The sequence below is a fragment of the Curtobacterium sp. UNCCL17 genome (assembly GCF_000686685.1).
Classification (GTDB): Bacteria; Actinomycetota; Actinomycetes; order Actinomycetales; family Microbacteriaceae; genus Curtobacterium; species Curtobacterium flaccumfaciens.
Map to the genome: position 1 here is coordinate 297,171 of NZ_KK366001.1, position 20,038 is coordinate 317,208.

17 protein-coding genes are annotated in these 20,038 nt (G+C 69.3%); 9 read left to right on the top strand and 8 right to left on the bottom strand.

Features of this window, described 5'->3' with window-relative positions:
• Positions 1-972: a carbohydrate ABC transporter permease gene (locus tag BR70_RS0111260; RefSeq protein ID WP_027466146.1), complete on the bottom strand. Its 972-nt coding sequence runs from the start codon at positions 970-972 to the stop codon at positions 1-3.
• 84 nt (positions 973-1,056) lie between these two features.
• Positions 1,057-2,412, bottom strand: a complete 1,356-nt coding sequence (locus BR70_RS0111265) for an extracellular solute-binding protein (protein WP_027466147.1) — start codon at positions 2,410-2,412, stop codon at positions 1,057-1,059.
• Between the two features lie 295 nt (positions 2,413-2,707).
• On the opposite strand from BR70_RS0111265, the gene arfA reads away from it, so the two are divergent.
• A complete protein-coding gene (arfA, locus tag BR70_RS0111270; RefSeq protein WP_027466148.1) occupies positions 2,708-4,213 on the top strand; it encodes an arabinosylfuranosidase ArfA in 1,506 nt (501 codons plus the stop codon).
• A 463-nt stretch (positions 4,214-4,676) separates the two neighbouring features.
• On the opposite strand, the gene BR70_RS0111275 is transcribed toward arfA, so the two are convergent.
• A complete protein-coding gene (locus BR70_RS0111275; RefSeq protein ID WP_035808788.1) occupies positions 4,677-5,702 on the bottom strand; it encodes a LacI family DNA-binding transcriptional regulator in 1,026 nt (341 codons plus the stop codon).
• A 196-nt stretch (positions 5,703-5,898) separates the two neighbouring features.
• On the opposite strand from BR70_RS0111275, the gene BR70_RS0111280 reads away from it, so the two are divergent.
• The 4 genes from BR70_RS0111280 (at position 5,899) to BR70_RS0111295 (ending at position 11,228) form a co-directional block, all read left to right on the top strand.
• A complete protein-coding gene (locus tag BR70_RS0111280) occupies positions 5,899-6,843 on the top strand; it encodes a carbohydrate ABC transporter permease (RefSeq protein ID WP_027466150.1) in 945 nt (314 codons plus the stop codon).
• Entirely contained in the window at positions 6,840-7,811 is a 972-nt protein-coding gene (locus tag BR70_RS0111285) for a carbohydrate ABC transporter permease (RefSeq protein ID WP_027466151.1), read from the top strand. The genes BR70_RS0111280 and BR70_RS0111285 overlap by 4 nt, the downstream gene beginning before the upstream one ends.
• A gap of 97 nt (positions 7,812-7,908) precedes the next feature.
• The gene (locus tag BR70_RS0111290; protein ID WP_181242986.1) at positions 7,909-9,243 is read left to right on the top strand and encodes an ABC transporter substrate-binding protein; all 1,335 of its coding nucleotides are present in this window, start codon (positions 7,909-7,911) and stop codon (positions 9,241-9,243) included.
• Between the two features lie 155 nt (positions 9,244-9,398).
• Positions 9,399-11,228, top strand: coding sequence for a glycoside hydrolase family 35 protein (locus BR70_RS0111295; RefSeq protein ID WP_027466153.1), 1,830 nt, complete (start codon positions 9,399-9,401; stop codon positions 11,226-11,228).
• An 80-nt stretch (positions 11,229-11,308) separates the two neighbouring features.
• Here the strand turns inward: BR70_RS0111295 and BR70_RS23945 are convergent, their stop codons facing one another.
• Positions 11,309-12,058 carry a hypothetical protein gene (locus BR70_RS23945; RefSeq protein WP_442854636.1) on the bottom strand — a complete coding sequence of 250 codons (750 nt, stop codon included), beginning with the start codon at positions 12,056-12,058 and terminating at the stop codon, positions 11,309-11,311.
• A gap of 44 nt (positions 12,059-12,102) precedes the next feature.
• Here BR70_RS23945 and BR70_RS0111310 point away from each other — a divergent pair, with 44 nt between their 5' ends.
• Positions 12,103-13,176, top strand: coding sequence for a spore photoproduct lyase family protein (locus BR70_RS0111310; RefSeq protein ID WP_027466155.1), 1,074 nt, complete (start codon positions 12,103-12,105; stop codon positions 13,174-13,176).
• Positions 13,177-13,192: 16 nt separating this feature from the next.
• Here the strand turns inward: BR70_RS0111310 and BR70_RS0111315 are convergent, their stop codons facing one another.
• The gene (locus BR70_RS0111315; RefSeq protein WP_027466156.1) at positions 13,193-14,293 is read right to left on the bottom strand and encodes an SDR family oxidoreductase; all 1,101 of its coding nucleotides are present in this window, start codon (positions 14,291-14,293) and stop codon (positions 13,193-13,195) included.
• 122 nt (positions 14,294-14,415) lie between these two features.
• Between BR70_RS0111315 and BR70_RS22390 the strand changes: the two genes are divergently transcribed.
• On the top strand, positions 14,416-15,009 hold the full coding sequence (locus BR70_RS22390; RefSeq protein ID WP_027466157.1) for a nucleotidyltransferase domain-containing protein: 594 nt from the start codon (positions 14,416-14,418) through the stop codon (positions 15,007-15,009).
• 11 nt (positions 15,010-15,020) lie between these two features.
• Entirely contained in the window at positions 15,021-15,407 is a 387-nt protein-coding gene (locus BR70_RS20655; RefSeq protein ID WP_155896870.1) for a hypothetical protein, read from the top strand.
• Between the two features lie 22 nt (positions 15,408-15,429).
• On the opposite strand, the gene BR70_RS0111330 is transcribed toward BR70_RS20655, so the two are convergent.
• Positions 15,430-15,828 (bottom strand): DUF3253 domain-containing protein, encoded by a 399-nt coding sequence (locus BR70_RS0111330; protein ID WP_027466158.1) that lies wholly within the window; start codon positions 15,826-15,828, stop codon positions 15,430-15,432.
• An 81-nt stretch (positions 15,829-15,909) separates the two neighbouring features.
• Between BR70_RS0111330 and BR70_RS0111335 the strand changes: the two genes are divergently transcribed.
• On the top strand, positions 15,910-17,250 hold the full coding sequence (locus BR70_RS0111335) for an alpha-amylase family protein (RefSeq protein ID WP_231495695.1): 1,341 nt from the start codon (positions 15,910-15,912) through the stop codon (positions 17,248-17,250).
• A 59-nt stretch (positions 17,251-17,309) separates the two neighbouring features.
• Here BR70_RS0111335 and mmsB read toward each other — a convergent pair whose 3' ends face one another.
• Both mmsB and mmsA read right to left on the bottom strand, forming a co-directional pair.
• The gene (mmsB, locus tag BR70_RS0111340) at positions 17,310-18,491 is read right to left on the bottom strand and encodes a multiple monosaccharide ABC transporter permease (protein WP_027466160.1); all 1,182 of its coding nucleotides are present in this window, start codon (positions 18,489-18,491) and stop codon (positions 17,310-17,312) included.
• Positions 18,478-20,031, bottom strand: coding sequence for a multiple monosaccharide ABC transporter ATP-binding protein (mmsA, locus tag BR70_RS0111345; RefSeq protein WP_027466161.1), 1,554 nt, complete (start codon positions 20,029-20,031; stop codon positions 18,478-18,480). The genes mmsB and mmsA overlap by 14 nt, the downstream gene beginning before the upstream one ends.
• Between the last annotated feature and the right edge of the window lie 7 nt (positions 20,032-20,038).

Below are 20,038 nucleotides of genomic sequence, written 5' to 3' on the forward strand. Positions count from 1 at the left end.
TCAGGCCCCGATCTCTCGCTTGGCGGCAGCGCGCTCGACGAGCTGCCGGATGACCGCGATCGCCACGATCACGATGAACAGGAGGACCGACGCGGCCGATGCGGCACCGAGCCGGTTGTCGGTGAAGCCGACGCCGGTGATGAGCTGCAGCGAGACCTGGGTCGAGATGCCCGGCCCGCCGTTCGTCATCAGGTAGACCTGGTCGAAGATCTTCAGGCTCGCGATGATCTGCAGCAGGACGACCAGCGTCGTCGTGCGGCCGAGCAGGGGGAGCGTGATCGACTTGATCTGCTGCCAGTTCGACGCACCGTCGACGGCGGCTGCTTCGTACAGTTCGCGCGGGATCTCCTGCAGACCGGCCAGGTAGAGCACGAAGTTGAAGCCGAGGGTCCACCACACGGTGGCGATCGCGACACCGATCATGGCGGTGTTCGGGCTCGACAGCATGCCGGAGCCGGGCGTCATGCCGATCGCCGACTGCAGGCTCGCCCACAGACCGGTGCTCGGCGTGAAGATGAACACCCAGATCAGCGAGATCGTCGCCGACGGCAGGATGAACGGCAGGAAGAACGCCAGACGGAAGAACCACTGCCCGCGGTTCATCCGGTTCGTCAGCACGGCGAAGACGAACGCCAGGATGACGAGCGGCGGGGTCGTGTACAGCGTGAACTGCAGCGTGTGCCAGAGCGACGACCAGAAGTCGCTGCGCCCGAGCATCTCGGCGTAGTTCGCGAACCCGGCGAAGCTGCCGAGCCCGGTGCGGACGGTCGAGGTGTTGAAGAAGCTCGTGACGATCATCCAGACCGTCGGGCCGAGCAGGAAGGCCACGTAGAACAGGCCGAACGGGGCGAGGAACAGCCAGCCGCTGCGGCCCTGGCCGCGGTTCACGCTGGAGCCGTAGGAGCGGTTCCGGCGGAGACGCGGCGCGGTGGCCGCGTCGGTCGGCCGGTCGAGGACAGGTGCTGTGGTCACGTCATCGTGCCTTTCGCGCGGTGTTCACGGCGATCGCGGGGGTCGTCTGCCCGGGGTGGTCCGGCCGGGCGGTTGCGTGCCGGGTCACAGGGGGCTCGGGGTGTTGAGGTACGTCGCGAGCTGCGACTTGATGGCGCTGAGGGCCTGCGCGGGGGACGAGCTGCCCTGCTGCACGAGGGCGAGCTGGGCACCCACCGTGCCCTCGAACGTCGAACCCGAACCGCCGTACCAGGCGGCGTCGTCGAACACGGCGGTCTCGGCTGCGGCCGCGTAGTTCGACTGGGGCGTGAGCTTCTTGTACGCGGCGCTGTCGAACGTCGGGATGTAGGCCGGCACGTGCCCGCCCTCGGCCCACGTCAGGCTCTGCTCGAGCATCTGCTTGATGAAGAGCATGTGCTGCTTGCGCTGCTCCGGCGTGCGGGCCTTCTTCGGCAGGACGAACGTGTGCGAGTCCGCCTGGGTCGCCGGCTTGTCGTAGAGCTGGGGGATCGGCGCCATGCCGAAGTTCAGGCCCTTGATCGACTGCGCGGTGCTGATCTCCCACTCGCCCTGCATGAAGAAGCCGGCCTTGCCGTCGAACATGAGCGACTGCGCGGTGGCGTAGTCGAGGGCCTTGTTCAGCCAGCCCTCCTTCACCCACTTCTGGGTCCGGCTCGTGACCTCGTTGTAGGCGTCCTCGTTGACGGTGAGCTTCGATCCGCCGTCGCTGATGAACGGGGTGGCGTCCTTCAGCTGGTTGTACATGGTCCAGAAGAAGCGCCACGGGGTGGCCGTCTCCGGCACCACGTTCGCGACGTTGAGCGCCGTGCCGCCGGTGACCTTGGCGACCGCGGCGAGGGCCTTCTCGAAGTTGTCCATGCCGTTGAGGTCGACGAGGTTGCCGTCGCCGTCGATCAGGCCGGCCTTCTTGCAGACGTCGACGTTGTAGAAGAGGACGAAGGGGTGGGTGTCGAGCGGGACCGCGATGTTGTTGCCGTCGGTCTTCTGCGCCGCCCAGGCCTTCTGGTTGAAGTCGGCGGCGCTCAGGCCGACGCTCGCCAGGTCGTCGGACGTGATCGGGTCGAGCAGGTCACCGTCCCAGAGTGGCTTCGCGCGGGTCAGGTGCGCGACCGCGACGTCCGGCGGCTTGTTCCCGACGGTCGCCAGTGTCAGCTTCGAGTAGTACGGGTTGCCCCACGCGAACGTGGTGCCCTGCAGCGCGCTCGAGCCGCCGTGCTGCTTCGCGTAGCCGTCCTCCATGGCCTGCATGCGGACGCCGTCGCCGCCGCCGAACAGGTTCCAGAAGACGAGGGTCTCGGGGTTGAGTGCGCTTCCGGCGAGGCCGGCGGCGAGGGGGCTCGAGCAGGCGGCGAGCGGCAGGACCGTCGCGGCCGCTGCACCGGCGGCGAGGAAGCCCCGGCGCGAGAGGCGCGACGCGGGTGTTGCGGGTGGGATCGGCATGGCATCACTCCATCGGGATGGGCCGGGCTCGGGAACAGGGTCGGTGCTCCCGCCGGAGCATCGCTGCTCCGGACCCGGAGCACTGCTGCTCCGGACACGGAACGACCTTCCGGTGCTCCGTGAGCGCTCACATTAGCGCTCGCTCCCGGCATCCGCCACCCCTTTCGCGACGGCGTGGAACCCGGTAGCGTTTCTGTCAGGTGAGCGCTCACTTTCGTGACGGCCCGCTTCGGTTCCCGTCCGTGGCCCCACCCGCTCCCCGCACGAACCGCACTGCCACGATCGAAGGAGATCCATGCCCCGCACACACCTCGTCCTCGACGCCGCGTTCACCGTGGGGCCGGTGCGACGTCGCCTGTTCGGCGGGTTCGTCGAGCACCTCGGCCGCCACGTCTACGACGGCATCCACGAGCCCACCCACGAGACCGCCGACGAGCACGGCTTCCGCAAGGACGTCGTCGAACTCGTCAAGGAACTCGGCGTCTCCGCCATCCGCTACCCCGGTGGCAACTTCGTCTCCGGCTACAAGTGGGAGGACGGCGTCGGCCCCGTCGAGCAGCGCCCCCGCCGCCTCGACCTGGCCTGGCACTCGACGGAGACGAACGAGGTCGGCCTGCACGAGTTCCAGCACTGGCTCGACCAGGTCGGCTCGGAGCTCATGCTCGCCGTGAACCTCGGCACCCGCGGCACGCAGGAGGCGATCGAACTCCTCGAGTACGCGAACATCGACGCCGGGACCGCACTGTCCGAATACCGTCGTTCGAACGGTCGCCAGGAACCCTTCGCCATCAAGATGTGGTGCCTCGGCAACGAGATGGACGGCCCGTGGCAGCTCGGCCACAAGAACGCCGACGACTACGGCAAGCTCGCCGCGATGACCGCCAAGGCCATGCGGCAGATCCAGCCCGACCTCGAGCTCGTCGCCTGCGGTTCCTCGGGGGCGTCGATGCCGACGTTCGGCGAGTGGGAGCGCACCGTCCTCGAGCACACCTACGACGACGTCGACTACATCTCCGCGCACGCCTACTACGAGGAGGACGACGACCTGCCGTCGTTCCTCGCCTCCGGCGCCAACATGGACCACTTCATCAAGACGGTCACCACGGCCGCCGACCACGTCCAGGCGCAGAAGAAGTCCGACAAGCGCATCGACATCTCGTTCGACGAGTGGAACGTCTGGTCGATCAAGAAGTGGGAGGCGAAGGCCAAGACCTTCACGCTCGACGAGTGGCCCGTCGCCCCGCGTCTGCTCGAGGACGTCTACACCGTCGCCGATGCCGTCGTCGTGGGTGGCCTGCTCATCTCGCTGCTCCGCCACGCCGACCGCGTCGCCTCGGCTTCACTCGCCCAGCTCGTCAACGTGATCGGCCCGATCATGACCGAGCCCGGTGGCCCGGCCTGGCGCCAGACGACGTTCTTCCCGTTCTCGGTCACCTCGCGCCTGGCGCAGGGCACCTCGCTGCAGGTCAAGGCCTCGGGTGACACGGTCGACGGTGGCAAGCACGGTGAGGTCCCGGTCGTGGACTCCGCGGCCACCGTGTCGGAGGACGGCAAGGCCGCGGTCTTCCTGATCAACCGCCACCCGTCCGAGTCGACCACGGTGACGATCGACCTGGCCGGCATCGGTGCGACGGGCGACGTCCACGCCGAGGGTGTCTGGGACGACGACCTGCACGCCGTGAACGACCTGGAGGACACCTCGCGCGTGGGCCTCCGCACGAACGAGTCGGTCCGCCGTGAGGGCGACACCGTCACGATCGAGCTCCCGCCGGTCTCCTGGACCGCCGTCTCGATCGGCTGACAAGACGCCTCGGCGCACGCCACGGCGGGCGTCGAGTGAGCACAGAGGACGTCGGGCGCTCGCGCCCGACGTCCTCTGCGCGTTGCGCGTGCGCGGCGGGCGCGCCGGGGGCGAGGTCACGGGGTGGGCGACACCTCACGGGGTGACGGCCGCGTGGACTGTCGCTGGGCCCGTGACGTGGCCCGCGCGGCGGCCGGGAGGCCCGTGGCGGCCTGGCACTGGGCCTCCCGACCGGCGCGTGGTGACTCCACGGCCTGGGCGACACCTCACGGGCTGATGGGCGCGTGGACTGTCGCTGGGCCCGTGACGTGGCCCGCGCGGCGGTCGGGAGGCCCGTGGCGGCCTGGCACCGGGCCTCCCGACCGGCGCGTGGTGACTCCACGGCCTGGGCGACACCTCACGGGAACGCGCGCGCGTGGACTGTCGCTGAGCGCGAAACGCGCCGCGCCTCGCGCGCGCCGCGTCAGCGCGCCGGCGGCGCGGCAGTGCTCGCCCGCTCGACGAGCCGCACCGGCACCAGGTCGGCCGCGACGCTGACCCGCTCGCCGTCGATCTGGGCGAGCAGGTTCGCGACCGCTCGGCGGCCGACCTCGTCGAAGGACTGGTGCACGGTGGTCAGCGGCGGCCAGAACGAGTCGGACTCGGGGGAGTCGTCGAACCCCACCACGCTCAGCGACGACGGCACCGGGCGACCGGACTCGTGTGCGGCGCGCAGGACCCCGAGGGCGGTCTGGTCGTTCGCGGCGAACACCGCGGTGATCTCCGGTCGTGCGGCGATCTCGAGCCCGGCCTCGTACCCGTGCTCGGTCGTCCAGCCGCCGCGGAACACCGGGGGGACCGGGCGACCGGCGCGCGTCAGGGTGTCCTGCCACGCGGCGAGGCGACGGGCGGCCGAGTACGACGACTCCGGCCCGGCGACGTGCCAGACGGTCTCGTGCCCCAGGTCGAGCAGATGCTGCGTGGCCTGCCGGGCGCCGTCGGCCTGGTCGGTGTCGATCGCGGGGTGGTCGGTGCTGCCCGTGGAGTCGATGATGACCATGGGCACGCCGTCGGGCAGCACGACCTCGGCGGTGTCGATGATGTGCGACTCGATGATGATCACGACGCCGTCGACGGCCTGTTCGTGCAGGCGCGAGAACGCGGAGCGGACGCCGGCCTCGGTGCGCGAGGCCATGGGCAGCAGGGTGATCGTGAAGTCGGCGACCCCGGCGGCGTCGGCGATCGCCTCGAGCGTGCGCATGTTGCCGAAGGAAGCGAGCGTGAACATGATCACGCCGATGGTGCGGAAGCGGCCGGAGCGCAGGGCGCGGGCGGCACGGTTGGGCCGGTAGCCGAGGGACTCCATCGCGCGCTGGACGCGGTCGCGGGTCTCCGGGCTGACGTTGTCGAAGCCCCGGGCGACGCGTGAGACCGTCTGCATCGACACCCCGGCGGCGTCGGCCACGGCGGCCATCGAGGGGGCGCGGCGGGTGCCGGCGGGGGACTCCATCGTCACGCTGGCGCTCCTTCCGGATCGAGGGGCCGAGCGGTCGGCCTCCCCGGACGCTAGCGCATGTTGACGTTGCCATGCTATCGTCGCGTCGTTCGATGTTGACGTCAACATCGGTGACCGCCCGGACACCCTGATCCGGCCCGGGCCGAGCCGCCGACATCGACCACCCGAACGCAGCAGACGAAGGAGTCACATGAGCACGCTCGCAGCGCGCCCCGGTGAGGCAGCACCGCGCCCCACCGCCGAGCGCCCCGCCGGCCGCCGCCCCAAGCCGCGGGGACGGTTCACCGGATGGCTGTTCGTCGGCCCGTTCGTCGTCGTCCTGGTCCTGATGCTCATCGTGCCGATCGGCTACGCGCTCTGGCTCAGCCTGTTCCGCGACCAGCTCATCGGCGGCAACCAGTTCGTCTGGTTCGCCAACTACGTGCAGCTCTTCCAGGACGCCAAGTTCTGGTCCGGGTTCGGGCGGGTCGCGATCTTCCTGGTCGTCCAGGTGCCGATCATGCTCGGCCTCGCGCTCGTCGCCGCCCTGGCCCTGGACAGCGCCCGACTGTGGGGGACGAGCTTCTTCCGCATCGCGGTGTTCCTGCCCTACGCCGTCCCCGGGGTCGTCGCGGCCCTGATCTGGGGCTTCATCTACGGCAACCAGTTCGGTCTGACGGGCGCCGCGAACGACGCGCTCGGCATCGACCTCCTGCAACCGTTCAGCCCGAGCTGGGTCCTGACGTCGATCGGCAACGTGGTCACGTGGGAGTTCCTCGGCTACAACATGCTGATCTTCTACGCCGCACTCCGCACCGTCCCCGGTGAGCTGTACGAGGCGGCCGAGCTCGACGGTGCCGGCCCGATGCGCACGGTCTTCTCGATCAAGCTCCCGGCGCTCCGCGGCCCGATGGTCATCGCCACGATCTTCTCGATCATCGGCAGCTTCCAGCTCTTCAACGAGCCGAACCTGCTCAAGACGCTCGCCCCGAACGTCATCGGCAGCGCCTTCACCCCGAACATGTACGCCTACTCGCTGTCCTTCAGCGGTCAGCAGTTCAACTACTCCGCCACGGTCGCGATCGTGATGGGCGTGATCACCGCGGTGATCGCCTACGTCGTCCAGGTCCGCGGCACCCGCGAGGAGAACCGATGAGCACCATCCAGCACCCCGCCGGGCCCGCAGCGGCCACGGTGACCGAGGCGACCACGACGCAACGTGCGCCGCGCACCCGCTCGATCCGCGCCTCCAGGCAGCTCCGCACCGCGGAAGGCGGACGCAAGCCGAAGCGTTCCGGCCTGCTCACCGCGGTCATGGTCGTCTTCGTCGTGTACTCGTTCGCGCCGCTGTTCTACCTGCTCGTGAACAGCACGAAGACGCAGGCGTCGCTGCTCTCCACGTTCGGTCTGTGGTTCGGCGGGGACTTCAACCTCTGGCAGAACATCGTCGACACGCTGACGTACAACGACGGCATCTTCCTGCAGTGGTTCGGCAACACGCTGCTCTACGTCGTCGTCGGTGCCGGCGGGGCCACCCTGCTCGCCACCGTCGCGGGCTACGGCATGGCGAAGTTCCAGTTCCCCGGTCGCCGCGCGGTCTTCGCCGTCGTCCTCGGTGCCATCGCGGTCCCTGGCACGGCCCTGGCGGTCCCGACCTTCCTGCTGTTCTCGCAGGTCGGCCTGACCAACACCCCGTGGGCGATCATCCTGCCCTCGCTGATCAGCCCGTTCGGCATGTACCTGATCTGGACCTACGCGGTCGACGCGATCCCGGCGGAACTGCTCGAGGCCGCCCGCATGGACGGTGCCGGTGAGTTCCGCATCTTCTTCACGATCGCGCTCCGCCTGCTCGCGCCCGGTGTCGTCACCGTCCTGCTGTTCGCGGTCGTCGCCACCTGGAACAACTACTTCCTGCCGCTCATCATGCTGAGCGACCCGAAGTGGTACCCGCTGACGGTCGGCCTGAACCAGTGGAACGCGCAGGCCACCGGGTCCGGCGCGCAGCCGATCTACAACCTCGTCGTCACGGGATCGCTCCTCACGATCATCCCGATCGTGGTCGCGTTCCTCTTCCTCCAGCGCTTCTGGCAGTCCGGCCTCGCGGCCGGGTCGGTCAAGGCCTGACCCCTTGGACGGGAGGCCCGTGGCGACCCCGCCACGCGCCGACCGGTCCGGCACACAGCAGCACCACCCCCTCCACGAAGAAGTGAAAGGCACTCCCATGAACAAGCGTCTCCGGCGCGGGCTCAGCGCCCTCGCCATCGGCGTCACCGCCGCGATCGCCCTCGCCGCGTGCGCCTCCGGCGGCTCCGGCTCCGGCGGATCGGCCGACGACATCGACAAGGCCCTGCAGGACGGTGGCACCCTGACCTACTGGTCGTGGACCCCGTCGGCGAAGGCCCAGGTCGCCGCGTTCGAGAAGCAGTACCCCAAGGTGAAGGTCAAGCTCGTCAACGCCGGCACCGGTGCCGACCAGTACACGAAGCTGCAGAACACGATCAAGGCCGGCTCGGGCGCCCCCGACGTCGCCCAGGTCGAGTACTACGCCCTGCCGCAGTTCGCGCTGTCCGAGTCGCTGCTCGACCTGTCGAGCTACGGCTTCGACTCGCTCGAGAAGGACTTCGCGAAGAGCACCTGGAGCTCGGTGTCGATCGACGGCAAGGTCTACGGCCTGCCGCAGGACTCCGGCCCCATGGCGCTGTTCTACAACAAGAAGGTCTTCGACAAGCACGACATCGCTGTGCCGAAGACGTGGGACGAGTACGTCACCGCGGCCAAGAAGCTGCACGAGGCGGACCCGAAGGCCTACATCGCGGCGGACTCCGGCGACGCCGGCTTCACCACGAGCATGATCGCCCAGGCCGGTGGCACCCCCTTCACCACCGACGGTGACAAGGTGACCATCAACCTGCAGGACGAGGGCACCAAGAAGTGGACGAGCACCTGGAACGAGCTCGTCGAGCAGGGCCTGCTGTCGAAGACGGTCGGCTGGACCGACGACTGGTACAAGCAGCTCGGCAACGGCGAGATCGCCACGATGATCACCGGTGCCTGGATGCCCGGCAACCTGGAGTCCGGCGTCGCCCAGGCCTCGGGTGACTGGCGCGTCGCCCCGATGCCGACCTACGACGGTGGCACCGCCCAGACCGCGAACAACGGCGGCAGCGCCCAGGTCGTCATGAAGCAGTCGAAGAACCCGGCCCTCGCCGCGGGCTTCCTCAAGTGGCTGAACTCCTCGAAGGAGTCCACGAAGGTCTTCATGGAGTCCGGCGGCTTCCCGTCGACCACCGCTGACCTCGACTCGTCGGCGTTCCTCGACGAGAAGCCGGAGTACTTCGGCGGCCAGCAGATCAACAAGGTGCTCGTCGACGCGTCGAAGTCCTCGGACAACGACTTCACCTACCTGCCCTACCAGGTGTACGCGAACAGCGTCTACGCCGACACCGTCGGTCAGGCGTACGAGAACGGCACCTCGCTCGACGCCGGCCTCGAGGCCTGGCAGAAGGCCCTCGCCAAGTACGGCAAGGACCAGGGCTTCACGGTCTCGTCGAAGTAGTTCGACAGCATCCCCGCGGGGCCGTGCGGACACGTCCGCACGGCCCCGCTCCACGCCCGGCTCGGCTCCACGCCCGGCTCGGCTCCACGCCCGGCTCGGCTCCACGCCCGGCTCGGCTCCACGCCCGGCCCGGCCGGCAACGAAAGAACCACACCATGCGCTTCGCCATCGGCGACACCGACTTCCTGCTCGACGGCGAGCCGCACCGGGTCCTCTCCGGCGCGATCCACTACTTCCGCGTGCACCCCGACCTGTGGGCCGACCGGATCCGCAAGGCGAAGCTGATGGGCCTCAACACCATCGAGACCTACGTCGCCTGGAACGCGCACGCGCCGTCGCCCGGGGTGTTCGACCTGTCGGGTGGCCTGGACCTCGGCCGCTTCCTCGACCTCGTCGCCGCCGAGGGCATGCACGCCATCGTCCGCCCCGGCCCCTACATCTGCGCCGAGTGGACGAACGGCGGGCTGCCGTACTGGTTGTTCGCGGACGGTTCCGTGGGCGTCCGGCGCAACGAGCCCGGGTTCCTCGCAGCGGTTCGGACGTACCTGCAGCACCTGGCCCCGGTGCTGGTCCCGCGGCAGATCGACCAGGGCGGGCCCATCGTCCTGGTGCAGGTCGAGAACGAGTACGGTGCCTACGGCTCCGACCCCGAGTACCTGCGCGCACTCGAGCAGATGCACCGCGACATCGGGTTGACCGTCCCCTTCACGAGCGTCGACCAGCCGATGGGCACGATGCTCGAGGACGGCTCCCTGCCCTCGCTGCACAAGACCGGTTCGTTCGGCTCACGCTCCGCCGCCCGGCTCGAGCGCCTGCGGCAGGCCCAGCCCACCGGACCCCTGATGTGCTCGGAGTTCTGGGACGGCTGGTTCGACAGCTGGGGCGAGCACCACCACACCACGCCGGCGTCCGCCAGCGCCGAGGACCTGGACGTCCTGCTCGCGGCCGGCGGCTCGGTGAACATCTACATGTTCCACGGCGGCACCAACTTCGGCTTCACCAACGGCGCGAACGACAAGGGCGTCTACCGTCCGATCGCGACGTCGTACGACTACGACGCCCCGCTCGACGAGGCCGGTCGGCCGACATCGAAGTTCCACGCCTTCCGCTCGGTGATCGCGCGCTACGCGCCCGTCCCGCCGCTGCCCGCGACGATGGAGCCGGGTGGATCGGGTCGCCTCGGTCCCGTGGCCGCGTCCGGCGACGGACTGGAGGCCCGGATCACCCCCGCCACGGACCTCGCCGTCCGTCTGGACCGCGTCGCGTCGCTCCGTTCCCTGCTGCCCACGCTCACGACGTGGTCCGCGCACGACGAGCCGCCGACCTTCGACGCTCTCGGGGCCGCGAGCGGCTTCGTCGCCTACCGCGCCGAGGTCGACCTGCCCACCGGAGGGGTGCTGACCGTCGGCACCGAGGTGCGCGACCGAGCGATCGTGTCGGCCGACGGTGTCGTCGTCGGGGTCCTGGAGCGTGAGCACCACGACCGCGCCATCGCCCTGCCGCCGGTGACCGGCACGCTCGAACTCCTCGTCGAGGACCAGGGCCGCGTCGACTACGGCATCCGCATCGGTGAGCCGAAGGGCCTGATCGGCGGCGTCTCGATCGGCGGCGTCCCGGTTGCCCGGTGGACGGCATCGTCGCTCGCCCTCGACCCCATCGCGCCTGCCGCCGTGACCGCGCTGTCCGAGGTCGCTCCGACCGGTGGCGAGGTGCTCGCCGGACCGACGTTCGCAGCTGGCTCGTTCGACCTCGACACCGTGGACGACCGGTACCTGTCGCTCGACGGGTTCCGGAAGGGTGTCGCCTGGGTCAACGGTTTCTGCCTCGGTCGGTACTGGTCGCGAGGCCCGCAGCAGACCCTGGCGATCCCGGGGCCGGTGCTCCGCCACGGTCGCAACGAGCTCGTCGTGCTCGAACTGCACGCCGCCGCTTCCCGTACCGCGTGCCTGCTCGTCGAGCCCGACCTGGGGCACACCGAGGCCTAGCCGCGCCGCCTGGTCGAATCGGGCGTACCTGGTCGGAAGTTTCGACCAGGTACGCCCGATTCTGCTTTCCATCGCGGGCGTCATGGGACGTTTCGGACCTCGCGAGCCGCCGCCCACGCTCGAACTTCGAGGAGTGCCTCGCGTCGCCACCGCCAGAGCGGAGCGAACTTCGTGCCGTCGTCCTCCCATGCTCGGGTCAGCATCCAGATCTGCCGTCGGTGTTCGGCCCCGTGATCGTCGCGCCACTCGACGAACGCGTCGTCGAGCACCGTCGTGATCTGGGCACGTGGTGCCGTCCACGACACGAAGAAGCCCGAGTACCGGAGGGTGTCGTCGGACAGGTGCACGGCGACGTACCGGGTCCTGGACGTCGCCCAGATCCCACCGGCGATGAAGGCGGCACCGAGGATGAAGACGAACACCCTTACCGATGCTCCGGGCAGGAAGGCCACGCTCACGAGTGTGACTCCGGTCCCGATGATCACCGGGCCGAAGACGACGGCGGTCAGGGCGCGGTCCAGTCGAGGTGGACGGATCGTGGTCACGGCAGGGCGTCCAGGTCGGCGAGGGCGCGCTCGGCGTCGGCGATTCGGTCGGCCTCGGGGCGGGACCACCACTCGGGGCAGTCCGTGCTTGGCCAGGCCGTTCCGGTGTCGCGCCGCCGCCAGGGCCTCGTCGTCGCCCGCGCGCTTCGCGGTCTTCACGGCGTTGCGCCCGCGCCCCAGGTGGGAGCGGAGTGCGGCGGCGAGCTCCTCGGGCAGGGCGGGGTCGGTGCGGCGCCAGCGTCGGCCGTCCACGACGAAGAAGTGGTCGTCGGGTTCGGCGGTCATGGTCCGAGTCTGCACCGTCGGTGGTGCCGGGTAGACAGGATCCGATGAGCCACGAACGCGTCCGCCCGATGCTCGACGTCCGACGCATCTACGCCGAGTCGGCCGCGCTCGAACTGCAGCGCGGGCAGGAGATCGTCGGGCGCTGGCCGGACGCCGAGATCGTCCCGGTCGAGTCGCACTGGAACATCCCCGAGGTGCACGGCGACGAACGGAACGTCCAGCGCTGGGTGCGGATCAAGACCGAGGCGCTCGTGCTCGGCGTGAAGAAGTCACTGGTGACCCGGCCGAACGGTCGCTCCGCCGACTTCATCGCACCGTCCACCGCGAACGGCTGCGCGATGGCGTGCGCCTACTGCTACGTGCCGCGGCGCAAGGGCTACAGCAACCCCGTGACGGTGTTCGCGAACATCGACCAGATCACCAAGCACGTGGCTCGGAACATCGCCAAGCAGGGGCCGAAGACCGAACCGAACCAGTGCGACCCGGAAGCCTGGGTCTACGACATCGGCGAGAACAGCGACTGCTCGGTCGACGCGATGATCAGCGACAACGTCCGCGACCTCTGCGACCTGTTCCGGATGACCCCGACGGCCAAGGCCTCGTTCGCCACGAAGTACGTCAACCGCGACCTGCTCGACTGGGACCCGATGGGCCGGACCCGGATCCGCTTCTCACTGATGCCGCACGAGACCGCGAAGGTCACCGACATCCGCACGAGTCCGATCGCCGAGCGGATCGCCGCGGTGAACGACTTCGTCGACGCCGGGTACGAGGTCCACCTGAACTTCTCGCCGGTCATCCTCACGCCGACGTGGGAGTCGGCCTGGGCCGAGCTGCTCCGGCAGGTCGACGACGTGCTGTCCCTGGCCGCCAAGGCGCAGCTCGCTGCCGAGGTGATCTTCCTGACCCACAACCAGCCCTTGCACGAGGTCAACCTCGGGTGGCATCCCAAGGCCGAGGACCTGCTGTGGCGTCCGGACCTGCAGGAGCAGAAGGTGTCCCAGAACGGTGCCGTGAACGTGCGCTACCGGTCCGGCATGAAGGGGCAGCTCGTCGAGCGCTTCCGCGAGCTCGTGGCCGAGCACCTGCCGTCGTGCCGGATCCGGTACGCCTTCTGATCGGCGACCTCCCCGATCAGGGGATGAGCCGGTCCGCCCGGTACCGGGCGAACAGGTCAGCGAAGGCCTGCTCGGTCCGGCGGAACGCCGTGAACCCGGCGTCGCGGCTCTTCCCCATGTCGGTGACGACCTCCATCGCTCGACCGAGGTCGGCGTCGGTGTGCCACCACGAGGCGAGTCGGGTGATGTCAGCCTCGGCGAGACCGTGGCGCTCGGCGATGCCGGCCCACTCGGACTCGTACGGCGCCATCTGCTCCTCGAGCGGTCGCGGAGCGTCCTCGTAGCCCACCACGCGCGCGGGGTCGACACCGAGGTGCGCGGCCAGGCGCGGCCACATCCAGCGCCACCGGAAGACGTCACCGTTGACGATGTTGAACGGCTCGTCCGCACCCTCGGGTGACGTCGAGGCCCACACCATGTGCTCGGCGAGGATGCCGGCGTCGGTCATGTCGGTCAGGCCGTTCCACTGCGCTTCACTTCCCGGGAACACGAAGTCCAGGTCGAGTTCCTTCGCCAGCGTGGCCTGCACGGCGAGTGTGAGGCCCATGTTCATGGCGTTCCCGACGGCGTGTCCGATCACGGTGTGGGAGCGGTGCACCGACCAGGTGAACCCCTGGCGCTCGGCGGCTGCGAAGAGCTCGTCCTCTTGCGCGTAGTAGAAGTTCGGGGTGTCGAGGCGCGGCTCCTCCTCGTGGAAGGGGGTGTCGGGCATCTCGCCGGCGGCGTACGCCTCGAACGGGCCCAGGTAGTGCTTCAGGCCGGTGACGAGGGCGACGTGCTCGAGCGGAGCGTGCGACAGTGCCGCGAGCAGGTCGCGGACCATGCCGCCGTTCACGCGGATGTTCTCCGCCTCGGTGTCCTGCCGCTGCCAGGCGGTGAAGAAGACGTGGGTCGGGTGCTCGTCGGCGAGTGCGGCCGTCAGGCGCTCCGGGTCGCGCAGGTCGGCCGCGACGGTCCGGACGCCCTGTTCGGCGAGCGGTCGGCGGGAGAGTGCCGTCACGTCCCAGCCGAGGTCGAGCAGGTGGCGCACCAGGGCGGAACCGGTGATGCCACTGGCTCCGACGACCAGGGCTTCGCGGCGGGCAGGGGTCGGTTCGGTCGATCCGGTTGCAGTCATCCCTCGATGCAACCCACGTTGGGCGACACGTGTTCCCTCACCGCGTTCCGGCGCCCGTCCTGTGTACACAGGAACGCACCACTTGTACCGTTGAGCGGTACACTCCCTGCGGAGGAATCGACATGCAACTCGCACAACCACTCGCGACGCTGCTGGGAGCCACACAGGCCGACGCGCTCCGCGTCCTCGCCCGGACCGATTCGGGCATGACCGGACGACAGGTTGCGCGGGTCGCGGGCGCTCCGCAGCACACCGGCATCAAACGAGCGCTCGACAAGCTCGAGGAGGCAGGGCTCGTGCAGGTCGAGCGCGGTCTGCAGCACTCTGCCTACCGGGTCAACCGGGAACACCTGCTCTGGCCGGCGGTGGAACTCGGACTCGAAGCCGGCGACGAACTCGAACGTCGGATCGGGGCGTACGTCGCGTCGGCGCAGGCCGGGGTCCTCTCGGTCTCGATCTTCGGTTCAGTTGCCCGAGGCACCGCGACGCCGACGTCCGACCTGGACCTCCTCGTCGTCTTCGAGGAGACCGTCGACACGGACGTCGTCGTCCGCCTCGGTGACCTCGTCCGGCGGTGGACCGGCAACGAGTGCCAAGTCTTCGACGTGACCCGCGCTGATCTCCGTCGGTTCGTGGCCGAGGGAGACCCGCTCGTCGGATCGTGGCGAGAAGAAGCCCGAACAGTCTTCGGCGAGGAGATCAGGACGTACATCTGATGGGTTCCCGCGTGCGCGCCGTCGACAGGGCCGCAGTCGCGATGCGCCGAGACGAAGCGGAGTCCTACGTCGAGGTCGCGCTCCTCTACGTCGAATCGACGAGTCACGCGGACTGGAAGGCCGCCGGTGCGAACGCTGTGCTCGGCGGGATCGCGGCGTCGGACGCGATCTGCGGTGCGATCCTCGGCCACCACCATCTCGGCGACGACCACGCCGCCGCTCGACGGCTGCTCGACACGGCCTGCGCACCGGACACCCGACCCGGCCTGCACTTCAAGCGCCTGACCGATGAGAAGACGAACTTCCAGTACTCGACGTCGCGTGTGACCCAGGAGAAGACACGGGCGCTGGTGACCGCGCTCGAACGGCTCATCCGTACGGTCCACGAGCGCACCTGAGGTGGGCGCACGGCGCCCGGGATCACCGCGGACGGCGGATGCGGATCGGACCCTTGGCGGTCGACGGGTCGACGACGGACCCGCCCTGGGTGATCTCGACCTCGCCGCGCGCGACCATGCGGCGGGCGGCTCGACGCGCGGGCTCCATCAGCGGTCGCCAGTCGTCCGGGTCCAGCGAGCGTGCCACCTCGGACGGGCAGATGCTCGAGGTCCGCGCCCGTGCCGCGAGCAGTTCGTCGATGCGCTGCTCCAGAGCCCGGTCGGTGTCGTCGAGACCGTGTCGGCGGCAGGCTCCGGAACACCACTTCGCCTCGGGCGCCGCCGACGACGGCATCCGTCGCCCGCACGAGGCGCAGGTGCGCTCGGCGTGTGCCGATTCCGACGCCGACGCATCGGCTTCCGTCCTGATCGACCGTCCCATGGCTCCATCCTCGTCCTGCTCGGCAGGGCGGTGCACAGCGACCACGCACGCGGTCCAGGTGCGCCTGGCAGCATCGGAGCGGTGAACCCCGACACCGTCCCCGCCCGTCCGTCCGAGCCTGCCTGGGTGCAGCACGTGATGTGGTGGCACGTCTACCCGCTCGGCTTCGTCGGCGCCGAGGTCCGCCCCGCGGCACCGGTGGGGGAGCGTCCGCTCGAACACCGCCTCGACCGCCTGACCGCATGGCTCGACCACGTCGTCGACCTCGGCCTGAACGGCCTGTTGCTCGGCCCGGTGTTCGCGAGCTCGACCCACGGCTACGACACGGTCGACCACTTCCGCATCGACCCGCGCCTGGGCGACGACGCCGACTTCGACGCCCTGGTCGCCGCGGCGCACGAGCGGGGCGTGCAGGTGCTGCTGGACGGGGTGTTCAACCACGTCGGCCGTGAGCACCCGGCCTTCCGCGCGTTGTCCGACCACGGCCCGGAGGCGCCGACCGCCGACCTGTTCGCCATCGACTGGTCCGGGTGGCAGCCGGGGGAGCCCGTGCCCGTCGGGCTGTTCGAGGGCCACGACATCCTCGTCGCGCTCGACCACGACAGCCGCGCCACCGAGGACCTCGTGGTGCAGGTCATGACCCACTGGCTGGACCGCGGGGTGGACGGCTGGCGGCTCGATGCGGCGTACGCGGTGCCACCGGCGTTCTGGGCGCGGGTGCTGCCGCGGGTGCGGGAGCGGTTCCCGGACGCCTGGTTCAGCGGCGAGGTGATCCACGGCGACGCGGCGGCGATCGCGCGCGACTCGACGATGGACTCGCTGACCCAGTACGAGCTGTGGCAGGGGATCTGGCACGGCATCGCGGACCGCAACGGCCACGAGCTCGCGCACGCGATCGAGCGGCACGACGCGCTGCTGGCCACCTTCGCCCCGACGACGTTCGTCGGCAACCACGACGTCACCCGGATCGCGAGCGCGGTGGGGGAGCGGTTCGCCGGGCACGCCGCCGCGGTGCTGTTCACGGTGGCGGGGACCCCGGTGGTCTACGCGGGCGACGAGTACGGCTGGACCGGGGTGAAGGAGGAACGCGAGGGCGGTGACGACGCGGTCCGCCCGGAGTTCCCGGCCGAGGTGCCGGAGCCGACGGACCTGACCCACGCGTACGAGGCGCTCATCGCCCTGCGTCGCCGGAACCCGTGGCTGCACCGCGCGCACACCGACCTCGTGCACCTGACCAACACCGCCGTGGTGCTACGGACCGCGACGGCGGACGCCGCCGTGGTGACCGCCCTGAACCTGTCGGACGATCCCGTCGAGGTGCCCGTGGCCGACGCGACGCAGGTCGAGGCGGGCGGGGCCGATCTCGGGGACGGGACCCTGCGCCTCCCGGCCGGGGGTTGGGCCGTCCTGTCGCGATCGTGAGCAGAAACGGTCGGGTCCCCATCGAGGACCCGACCGTTTCTGCTCACCAAGCGAAACCGCTACTTGCGCGCGGACGCCGCCCGGCGCTTGTTGAACACGTCGAACGCGACGGCGGCGAGCAGCACCAGACCCTTGATCAGGGACTGGAACTCGGTGCCGACACCGAGGATCGACATGCCGTTGTTCAGCAGGCCGATGATCAGACCACCGACGATGGCACCCGGCACGGTGCCGATGCCGCCGGTGACGGCCGCACCACCGATGAAGACGGCGGCGATGGCGTCGAGCTCGAAGCCGTTGCCGGCGCCCGGTGCCGCCAGGTTGAGCTGGCCGGTGAAGACCACGCCCGCCAGGGCCGAGATGACACCCATGTTGACGAAGAGCAGGAACGTGACGCGCTTCGTCTTCACACCCGACAGCTGCGCGGCCAGGGCGTTGCCACCGATCGCGTAGATGTGGCGGCCGAACACCGCGCTCCGCATGACGACCGAGTAGATCACCACGAGGGCACCGAGCACGACGAGCACGATCGGGGTGCCGTTGTAGCTGGCGAGCAGGAGTGCCACGTAGATCACGAGCACGGCGCCGAACGCCGTCTTCACGATGAACCAGGCGAACGGCTCGCTCTCGAGCTGGTACTTGCGACGCGTGATGCGACCGCGGAACGCGGCGATCACCATGACGGCCGCGGCGGCGAAGCCGAGGATCATCGTGAGCGGCTCGTACCCGGTGGTGCCGAAGGACGGCAGGAAGCCGGAGCCGAGCGAGCGGAAGCCGGCGGGGAACGGCGAGATCTGCTGGTTCTGCAGGACGATCTGCGCCGCGCCGCGGAACGCGAGCATGCCCGCCAGCGTCACGATGAACGCCGGGATCCCGAAGTACGCGATCCAGAAGCCCTGCCAGGCGCCGACGAGCGCACCGACCACCAGGCAGAGCACGACCGCGATCGGCCACGGGATGTTCCACTGCGTGATCATCACGCCGGCCATGGCACCGGTGAAGGCGACCACCGACCCGACCGACAGGTCGATGTGCCCGGCGATGATGACCATGACCATGCCGATGGCCAGGATGAGGATGTAGCTGTTCTGGACGATCAGGTTCGAGACGTTGATCGGGGCCAGCGTGATGCCGTTCGTGGTCACCTGGAAGAAGATGACGATGACGATCAGCGCGATGAACAGGCCGATCTGTCGGAGCTGCCCGGTGAGGTAGCCGACGGCGGACTTAAGCGCGTTCATTGACAGGGGTCTCCCGTTCCTGGGTCATGTACTGCATGAGGACCTCGGGCGTCGCCTCGGCGCGCGGGACGTCGGCCGTGATGGTGCCCTCGGAGAGGGTGTAGATGCGGTCGCAGATGCCGAGCAGTTCGGGGAGCTCGGAGGAGATCACGATGACCGCCTTCCCCTGGTCGGCGAGCTGGTTGATGATCGTGTAGATCTCGTACTTCGCGCCGACGTCGATGCCGCGGGTCGGCTCGTCGAGGATGAGCACGTCGGGGTCGGCGTACATCCACTTCGACAGGACGACCTTCTGCTGGTTCCCGCCGGAGAGCTTCCCCGTCACGACGTCGACGTTCGGCGCCTTGATGTTGAGGCTCTTGAGGAACTGGGTCGCGACCGTGGTCTCCTCCGAGGAGTTGACGAAGCCCCAGTTGGCGAGCTTGCCGAGTGCCGACCCGGAGATGTTCCGCTTGATGTCGTCGATCAGGTTGAGGCCGTACCGCTTGCGGTCCTCGGTGACGTAGGCGATGCCGTTGTCGATCGCCTGCGAGACGGTGTGCGTCTTGATCGGGGTGCCGCGCTTGTAGACGGTGCCGCTGATGCCGGTGCCGTAGGACTGGCCGAAGACGCTCATCGCGAGTTCCGTGCGGCCGGCGCCCATGAGCCCGGCGATGCCGACGACCTCGCCGGCGCGGACGTTGAGGTTGGCCTGGTGGATGATCTCGCGCGACGAGTCGAGCTGGTGGTGGACGGTCCAGTCCTCGATCCGCAGCAGTTCCTCGCCGATGACGGGGTTCTCGCGCTCGGGGTAGCGGTTCGACAGGTCACGGCCGACCATCCCGCGGATGATCCGGTCCTCGGACACGTCGTCGGCCCGCATGTCGAGCGTCTCGATGGTCTTGCCGTCGCGGATGATCGTGACCTTGTCCGCGATCGCCTTGATCTCGTTGAGCTTGTGGCTGATGATGATCGCCGTCATGCCCTCGGCCTGCAGCGAGCGGATGAGCTCGAGCAGGTGCGCGGAGTCGTCGTCGTTCAACGCGGCGGTGGGCTCGTCGAGGATGAGGAGCTTCACCTCCTTCGAGAGCGCCTTCGCGATCTCGACGAGCTGCTGCTTGCCGACACCGAGGTCGACGACCTTGGTGACGGGGTTGTCCTTCAGCCCGACGCGCTTGAGCAGCTCGGCGGCCGTCAGGTTCGTCTTGTTCCAGTCGATGAAGCCGCCCTTGGACTGCTCGTTGCCGAGGAAGATGTTCTCGGCGATCGACAGGAAGGGGCTGAGCGCCAGCTCCTGGTGGATGATGACGACGCCCGCAGCCTCGGAGTCGTTGATGTTCGCGAACCGCACGGGTTCGCCGTCGAGCAGGATCTCGCCGTCGAAGGAGCCGGCCGGGTAGACACCCGACAGCACCTTCATGAGCGTGGACTTGCCCGCGCCGTTCTCGCCGCAGATCGCGTGGACCTGGCCGCGCTCGACCTCGATCGAGACGCCCTGCAGGGCCTTGACGCCGGGGAACGTCTTGGTGATGTCCCGCATCTCGAGGATGGTGTCCGCCATGTGGACG